Here is a 6,896-nt window from a genome sequence, read left to right as displayed (position 1 = left end):
CCGACACCCCCTGCGCGGCAAGCCACCCGCGCTTCTGCCCATGAGGCTGCAGGTGATACCGATCGACAAACGCACGAACCTCCGCCGCCGAAAACCCCGGGCTGATCGACATAACCCTCCATCCCAAACAGGTCGATGAATGACTCACAACCAGCCTGGCAAAGAGGGGGCACGACGTTTACGTTGATTTCGGCGCGGCATAACCCCGTACCGCAGCGTCCGTCCACAACGCGGCTGACGTTTGGTCGGCCTCCGCGATACCGGCGTCGAAATCGACAGTGACGACCAGAAGTTCGGTCGAGTCGGCCTCGTCCACCCCGCCCGCCTGCGCCACGGTGATGCCGTGGGGCCCGATGACCTTGCTCTTGCCGAGCAGTTGACCGCCGCACTGGTTGGCCATCACCCACCACTGCCCATTGACCAGGGCATTCGCTGGATACAGCACGTCCCACCACGTCTGGGCCGCGGTCTCATAAGCGGCGGGTTGGACGACGATGCGCGCACCCAGCTGGTGGAGGCGGCGGGCATAGGCGGGATGGTCACCGTCGAAGCAGATACTCAGTCCGACGATGCCGACCCCGTCGACATCGACCACCGTCGGGGCTTGCCCCGCCGAGAACACTTGCTCCTCCCCCAGCGGGGTGTACAGATGGACCTTTCGATGGGCCGCGGCGAGTCGGCCGGTGGGGCCGTACACCACCGCAGTGTTGTAGAGGCGATCGCCGTCGCATTCGGGCACGGTGCCGGCGAACAGCCAGACGCCCGCCTCCGCGGCCGCGGCCGACAACGCTTGGCCCCGAGGCCCTTCCAGCGGTTCGGCCGCTGCCGGGGCATCGCGTGCCAAGGTCGTCGGGTCGTATCCGCACGGCCACAATTCCGGTAGGACGACCAATTCGCAACCACGGTCGGCGAGGCGGCCGATCAGTGACAAGGCGTCGCGCAGGTTCTGCTCCGGTTCGTTGCACGCCGGAAGCCACTGGGCGATTCCGACAGTGCATGCGCCAGCCATGAGCAGCCTCCCTCGTCGATTCCCAACGACTATCTCGGCGCTTCGCGGCCGGGTCAACCTCCGAGTTCCGATGCCATACGTCGGTTTTTCAGATGTGCCCGGTAAACCCCTAGGCCACTTGGCATTTCAGATCGATCATGCTGTTGGCCGGCCGGGGCTGGCGCGGGATGAGCACGACGGCCGAGTTGTCGGACTCGACACGCTCGGCGTACTGGTTGTCGGGGTCCGCGGTGATTGTCACGCGGTTGTCGCGCTGGTAGAAGCTGCTGTCCACCGTCATCTGGGCGTAGTTTTGTGCCCGCCCATCCGGGCCGCCGCCCAGTGAGGAGTTGTAGTTGACGCTGGCGCCGCTGTCGAGCGACACGCGAACCGGAACGAGCCTGTCGACGGTGCCCGGCCCCAGATTCTGTACCTGATAGCCGACGTTGAGGGTGTCACGGCCAGGGCCGGCACCGTCGAGCACCACCGAACAATCCGGCGCCACCCAGATGATGAAGTTCGGTCCGTTCGGGTCACTCTTCGGCGCGTTGGCCTGTTTGCGCGACGCGGCGGCGGCATTGTCGGCGCGCGTCTGGTCCCGGATGTCGGGGGTCACGCACACCACGTCACCGTCGAACGCCTCGCGCCATACGAAGCCCTGCAGGCATGTGTTGGGTCCGTAGGCTCCCCCGTTGGGATCGCGGCGATCGGCGGCCGTGGCGTTCTCCTGGGCAGTGCGCGTGCGGACCGCCGGGGTGACGCATACCGTGTCGCCGGTTCGCGCCTCCCGCCAGACGTAGCCCTGGATGCAGGTATCCGGTCCGTAGGGCAGATCGGTGGGATCCGCCTGCGCCGGTATGGGATTGGACACCGCCGCCAACGCGGCGAACAGGGCTACAGATGCCGGCCTGCGCAATACGTGATGTGCCATGGTGATCCCTCCGCCAGATGTGAGTGGGCAGTTCAGCGACTCCAACGGCACCATCGCATCGCGGCGAGCAGCGGCATAGCGTAGGGACCTACCCGACTTGCACGATCTCGGCCGTGGGTTTACGCGTCCGTACTTCGAGGGTTTAGTATCTACGTATGTATGCAGATAATGCTTCGCTGCATCCCCTGGATCAAGAACAAGCGGGTCTGATCGTCGAGGTGTTCCGAATGCTCGCCGACACCACGAGGATTCAGGTCTTGTGGGCGCTCACCGGCGGTGAGTTGTCGGTCAACGACCTTGCCGCCCGAGTGGGCAAGCCGGCTCCCTCGGTGTCGCAGCACCTGGCCAAGCTCCGCATGGCGCGGCTGGTACGCACCCGGCGCTCGGGCACCACGATCTTCTACAGCCTGGAGAACGAGCATGTTCGCCAATTGGTCGTCGACGCCGTCTACAACGCCGAACACGCCGGGCCCGGTGTCCCGCCACATCACCGCGACGATGCCCGGGTGCGTGAGCTGAGCGTCGATGCCGATCAACGGAAAGCGGCACGGCGATGAGTGGCCATCACGATCACGATCACGATCACGATCATGACCACGAGCACCCGAGAGGTGCGCGCGGGCTGGTCCGGGAGATCTTCGCGCCACACTCCCACGATGCGGCGGACAGCATCGACAGCGCGCTGGAATCCAGCGCCGCCGGAATCCGTGCGGTCAAGATCAGCCTTGTGGTGCTGGGACTGACGGCGGTCGCCCAGATCGTCATCGTCGTGCTGTCGGGATCCATCGCATTGGCGGCCGACACCATCCACAATTTCTCCGACGCACTGACCAGCGTTCCGCTATGGATCGCTTTTGTGCTCAGCACCAAGGCCGCAACCCGCCGCTACACCTACGGCTTCGGTCGAGCCGAGGACATCGCGGGACTGTTCGTCGTCGCGATGATCGCCTTGTCCGCGGTGATCGCCGGTTGGGAAGCTGTCACTTATCCGATCGAGCCGCAGCCGATAGAACACGTCGGCTGGGTCGCTCTCGCGGGCTTGGTGGGATTCCTCGGCAATGAATGGGTTGCCTTGTTGCGCATCCGGGTTGGGCGCAGGATCGGGTCGGCCGCGCTGATCGCAGACGGGTTGCACGCGCGCACCGACGGCTTCACATCCCTCGCGGTCCTGATCGGCGCCGGCGGTGTGGCGCTCGGATTCCCGCTCGCGGATCCCATTGTCGGGTTGTTGATCACCGTGGCCATTCTGGTGGTCCTGCGCACGGCCGTACGAGATGTGTTCCGTCGTCTCATGGACGGGGTGGACCCCGCACTCATCGACACGGCCGAGTCGGTCCTGGCCGCGCACCCCGGAGTGCGAGCGGTGCGCAGTGTGCGCATGCGCTGGATCGGACACCGCCTGCACGCGGATGCGGAACTCGACATCGATCCCGACCTCAGCCTCGCGAGTGCCCACCGCATCGCCCACGACGCCGAGCACGACCTCGTCCATGCGGTGCCCAAGCTGACCACCGCGCTCATCCACGCCTATCCGGCGGAGCACGCCACAATCGGTTAGCACCCGCGGCGCTGCCCATCTATCCGAGCGCCTCGGCGAGGCGTATTGCGAAGCCGTTGGCAGACACTCGGTCGATGAGAGCGAAACCGACCGCCAGTCCATTGATTTGACCGTCCACCGCACCTGGGTAGAGCGAGAGGGGTTCGACGACGAATCCGTGCGTGCTGAGTTGCTCGGCCACGTGACGGTCGTCATGCGCGCGGGGCAGCACGACGGCGACGTGGAGTCCGGCCTCGACGCCCAGCACGGAGAGCTCGGGGCAGTGGGTGCCGAGCGCGGCGATCAGTATGTCGCGACGATGCCGGTACTCGCGTGCGGCGCGGGCCAGGTGCCGCTGCAGATCACCGGTGAGGATCAGTTCCGCGAGTGCATCCCTGGTAGTCACGGGCAGTGCGAGCCGATGCTCACGTAGATAGGCCAGCACGGCATCGCGAAGTGGTCTGGGTGGTACCAGCCACGCCGCGCCCAGTCCGGGGGTGAGGATCTTCGACGCCGTCCCGATGTAGGCGACGTGCTCCCCCGCTCCCGGGACGGACCGGACCGCCGGGAGCGGCGCCACCCCGTAGCGGAATTCACCGTCATAGTCGTCCTCGACGATGATCGAGCCGGTCCGCTTGGCCCACGCAACCAGCTCGGCGCGCCGGTTGACCGACAATCGGTGTCCGAGGGGATACTGATGCGCCGGCGTGCAGTACACCAGGCCCGCGGCATCGCCCAGCTGATCGACGCGCAGGCCGTCGTCATCGACCGGGACGAAGACCGGATGCAGCCCGGCGCGAAGAAACTCCTCGTATGCGGCTGGGTAGCAAGGAGATTCGACATAGCATCGCGTGAGACCGCTCACCGCCGCGACAGCATGGAAGGCCGCTCCGGAGCCCGGCACATCGAGCACCGTGTCGGTATCGATCCCGCGATTGGTGCGCAGGTGATCGGTCAACGCCGCGACGAACGACTCGCTCGCGTCTTGCCACGGTGAGGAGACGGTCGGGGTCCGGGCGCCGGCCGCGCGCCAGGCGCGAGTCCATGCCCGCATATCGATCAACCCCGTGTCGGGATAGCCCGGCCGGAGATCTACCGTCGGATTACGTTGGTGTGCGCGATATTTGGATGCAGCAGGACGCCGCGAGCTGTCGACCCCAGCGTGCTCGGACGGGCGACTCGAGAGCCCGGCGGCGGCCGCGGCGGCGGCGCCGGAGGTCGTCCGGGTACCCGAGCCGGGCACCCCTTCGAGAAACCCGGCGGCGACCAGCTCGTCGTAGGCGGCCGCGACCATGGTGCGTGAACATCCGAGTTCGTCGGCCAATGCACGCGTGGAGGGCAGCCAGTCCCCGTCGGCGAGTTGGCCGCCGGCGATCAGGGCCACCGTCTGCGTGGCGATCGACTTCGCAGTCAGGTCGCTGGTGTCCAGCGGAAGATGGACCAGTCGGGTGTGGCGCGGCATCTGCCCACAATACTGGCATCTGATATCGGCACTTTCTGGCTGTTACGGTAAGGCCGCAATCATGGTTTCCTGTGAGCCATGGAGAAGCTCACCCGCAAAGAAGGTCGACAGTCCACCGAGCGTGCCGCGCTCGAGGAATTTCTCGATGGGCAATGGTGGGGTGTGCTCACGATGGGCAGCGTTCAACGCCGTGACGGCAGGACGCGGCCACTGGCGGTGCCGACGCTGTTCGTCCGGCACGAGGACCGGATTCTCATGCACGGCTCGACCGGCGCCGGTGCCCTGGGAGCCAACGCGACGACAACGTCCGCGGCCTTCTGTGTGACGGCGATGGATGCGCTGGTGGTGGCTCACAGCACGTTCGACTCGTCGGTGCATTACCGCTCGGCTGTGCTCTACGGTGATCTGCAGGCCGCCCGCCGCGAGGAACGGGCCATGCTCCTGGACCGCTTCAGCGACCTGTTACTCCCCGGGCGCACGGCCGAAGTCCGTGGGATGACACAGAAAGAGGTCGCCGCCACCAACGTCGTGGCTATGACCATCACCGACGGGGATTGGGTGTACAAGGTCAACGACGGTCCGGTCAAGGAGCCCGACGAGGACACCGATGCGTGGGCGGGCACCGTCCCGTTCGTCGTCAATTACGGCACGCCGCAGCGTGCTTCCTGGTCATCGGCCGAATTGCCGGACTCGGTGCGGACATTGGTCGAATCGGGACGCCGGTCCGAGCGCATCAGTTCTGCGCCGGTGTGACCAGGAACTTCTCCCCCGTCGCCTTACGCGAGATCGCTTGCAGGATTTGCGGTTTCAGCAGATCGGCCAACGAGACCGTCTGGGTGTAGTGGCTGGCGAAGGTGGTCTTCACCCCGGCCGCCACCCGGGCGTGCAACTCGGCGACACGGGAGGGTCCGATCTTCTGCAGAAAGGGAGTCAGAAGCCAACCGCCGACGCTCCAGCTCATGCCAAATGTGCGGTCGAGCTCGGTCGGCCCGGTATCGAGCGACCCGTAGATGTACACCTGCTTGAGGACCGACGACCCGTACCGGCTGTAGCTCGTCATCCGCCGACCGGCGGCAGTCTCCATGGCGGAGAGGATGGTGCTTGCCAGGTGCCCGCCACCGATCGCGTCGAAGGCCAGCGTGGCTCCGGTCTCGGCGACCGCTTCGACGAGAGCCGGGACGAAGTCGTCGGCCGTCGAGTTGCAGACATACCGGGCACCGATCCCCCTGAGCAGCTCTTCTTGTGCGGCGCTGCGCACAATGTTGACCAGCCCGACATTGTCCTGCGCGCAGATCTTGTTCAACATCTGTCCGAGGTTGGACGCGGCGGCAGTGTGGACCAGCGCCGTGTGTCCTTCGTCGCGCATGGTTTCGACCATACCCAGCGCGGTGAGGGGGTTGACGAAGCACGAGGCGCCCTCGGCGGCGGTCACGTCGTCGGGCAGCGCCAGACAGCTGGCCGTCGGCACCGTGCGGTACTGGCTGTACATGCCGCCTGCGAGCACCGCCACGGTTTTCCCGAGCAGCGAAGTCGCGTCATCACCGGCCGCGACCACCACGCCTGAGCCCTCGTTGCCAACGGACATGGACTGCCCGACCCGGCTCGCCATGGCACGAAAACCGTTGGGTGGAACTGTGATCGACGTGCGCCGGGCCGCGCCGTCGCCCACGGCGCCTGCCGTCGCCAGATCGGCTGCGCCCAACAGTAGGCCCAGATCTGACGGATTGACCGGCGCCGCCTCGACACGCACGACGACCTCGCCCCGGCCCGGCGGCGTGATCGGCTGGGGTTCCAGTGTCAGTTCGAGCTCACCGGCTTCGGTCAGCAGGGAGCGCAGTTCAAGGCCCGAGACAGGTAGGTCGGCGGTCGCGGAGTCGGTCACGGTGGGGTCCTTCCAGGCGGGATCGCTCGGTCGAGGGCAGCAGGTGCTTCCATATTGCCCGTTCACGTCACCAGTAAAGCCGGTTTGGCGCGACCA

General features: G+C 66.3%; 7 protein-coding genes. 3 read left to right on the top strand and 4 right to left on the bottom strand.

Going from position 1 to position 6,896, the window contains the following annotated elements; genetic code table 11:
• Positions 1-178: 178 nt before the first annotated feature.
• On the bottom strand, positions 179-1,009 hold the full coding sequence (locus RMCB_RS09925) for a carbon-nitrogen hydrolase family protein (RefSeq protein ID WP_062828648.1): 831 nt from the start codon (positions 1,007-1,009) through the stop codon (positions 179-181).
• Between the two features lie 109 nt (positions 1,010-1,118).
• Entirely contained in the window at positions 1,119-1,919 is an 801-nt protein-coding gene (locus RMCB_RS36485; protein WP_234792061.1) for a hypothetical protein, read from the bottom strand.
• A gap of 155 nt (positions 1,920-2,074) precedes the next feature.
• On the opposite strand from RMCB_RS36485, the gene RMCB_RS09915 reads away from it, so the two are divergent.
• Together RMCB_RS09915 and RMCB_RS09910 are read left to right on the top strand one after the other, a co-directional pair.
• Complete coding sequence (locus RMCB_RS09915; protein WP_062828647.1) at positions 2,075-2,476, top strand: ArsR/SmtB family transcription factor; 402 nt, start codon at positions 2,075-2,077, stop codon at positions 2,474-2,476.
• Positions 2,473-3,477, top strand: a complete 1,005-nt coding sequence (locus RMCB_RS09910) for a cation diffusion facilitator family transporter (RefSeq protein ID WP_062828646.1) — start codon at positions 2,473-2,475, stop codon at positions 3,475-3,477. Before RMCB_RS09915 ends, RMCB_RS09910 begins: the two co-directional genes overlap by 4 nt.
• 19 nt (positions 3,478-3,496) lie before the next feature.
• On the opposite strand, the gene RMCB_RS09905 is transcribed toward RMCB_RS09910, so the two are convergent.
• Positions 3,497-4,918, bottom strand: a complete 1,422-nt coding sequence (locus RMCB_RS09905) for an aminotransferase-like domain-containing protein (RefSeq protein WP_062828645.1) — start codon at positions 4,916-4,918, stop codon at positions 3,497-3,499.
• A gap of 78 nt (positions 4,919-4,996) precedes the next feature.
• Here RMCB_RS09905 and RMCB_RS09900 point away from each other — a divergent pair, with 78 nt between their 5' ends.
• Complete coding sequence (locus tag RMCB_RS09900; protein WP_029369925.1) at positions 4,997-5,671, top strand: pyridoxamine 5'-phosphate oxidase family protein; 675 nt, start codon at positions 4,997-4,999, stop codon at positions 5,669-5,671.
• Here the strand turns inward: RMCB_RS09900 and RMCB_RS09895 are convergent.
• Positions 5,652-6,800, bottom strand: a complete 1,149-nt coding sequence (locus RMCB_RS09895) for a zinc-binding dehydrogenase (RefSeq protein WP_062828644.1) — start codon at positions 6,798-6,800, stop codon at positions 5,652-5,654. The genes RMCB_RS09900 and RMCB_RS09895 overlap by 20 nt on opposite strands.
• Positions 6,801-6,896 lie beyond the last annotated feature (96 nt).

It is taken from the genome of Mycolicibacterium brisbanense (genome assembly GCF_001570425.1).
GTDB classification, from domain to species: Bacteria; Actinomycetota; Actinomycetes; order Mycobacteriales; family Mycobacteriaceae; genus Mycobacterium; species Mycobacterium brisbanense.
The sequence above is the reverse complement of the archived record's forward strand: the minus strand, read 5'-3'. Positions and strand labels throughout refer to the sequence as shown.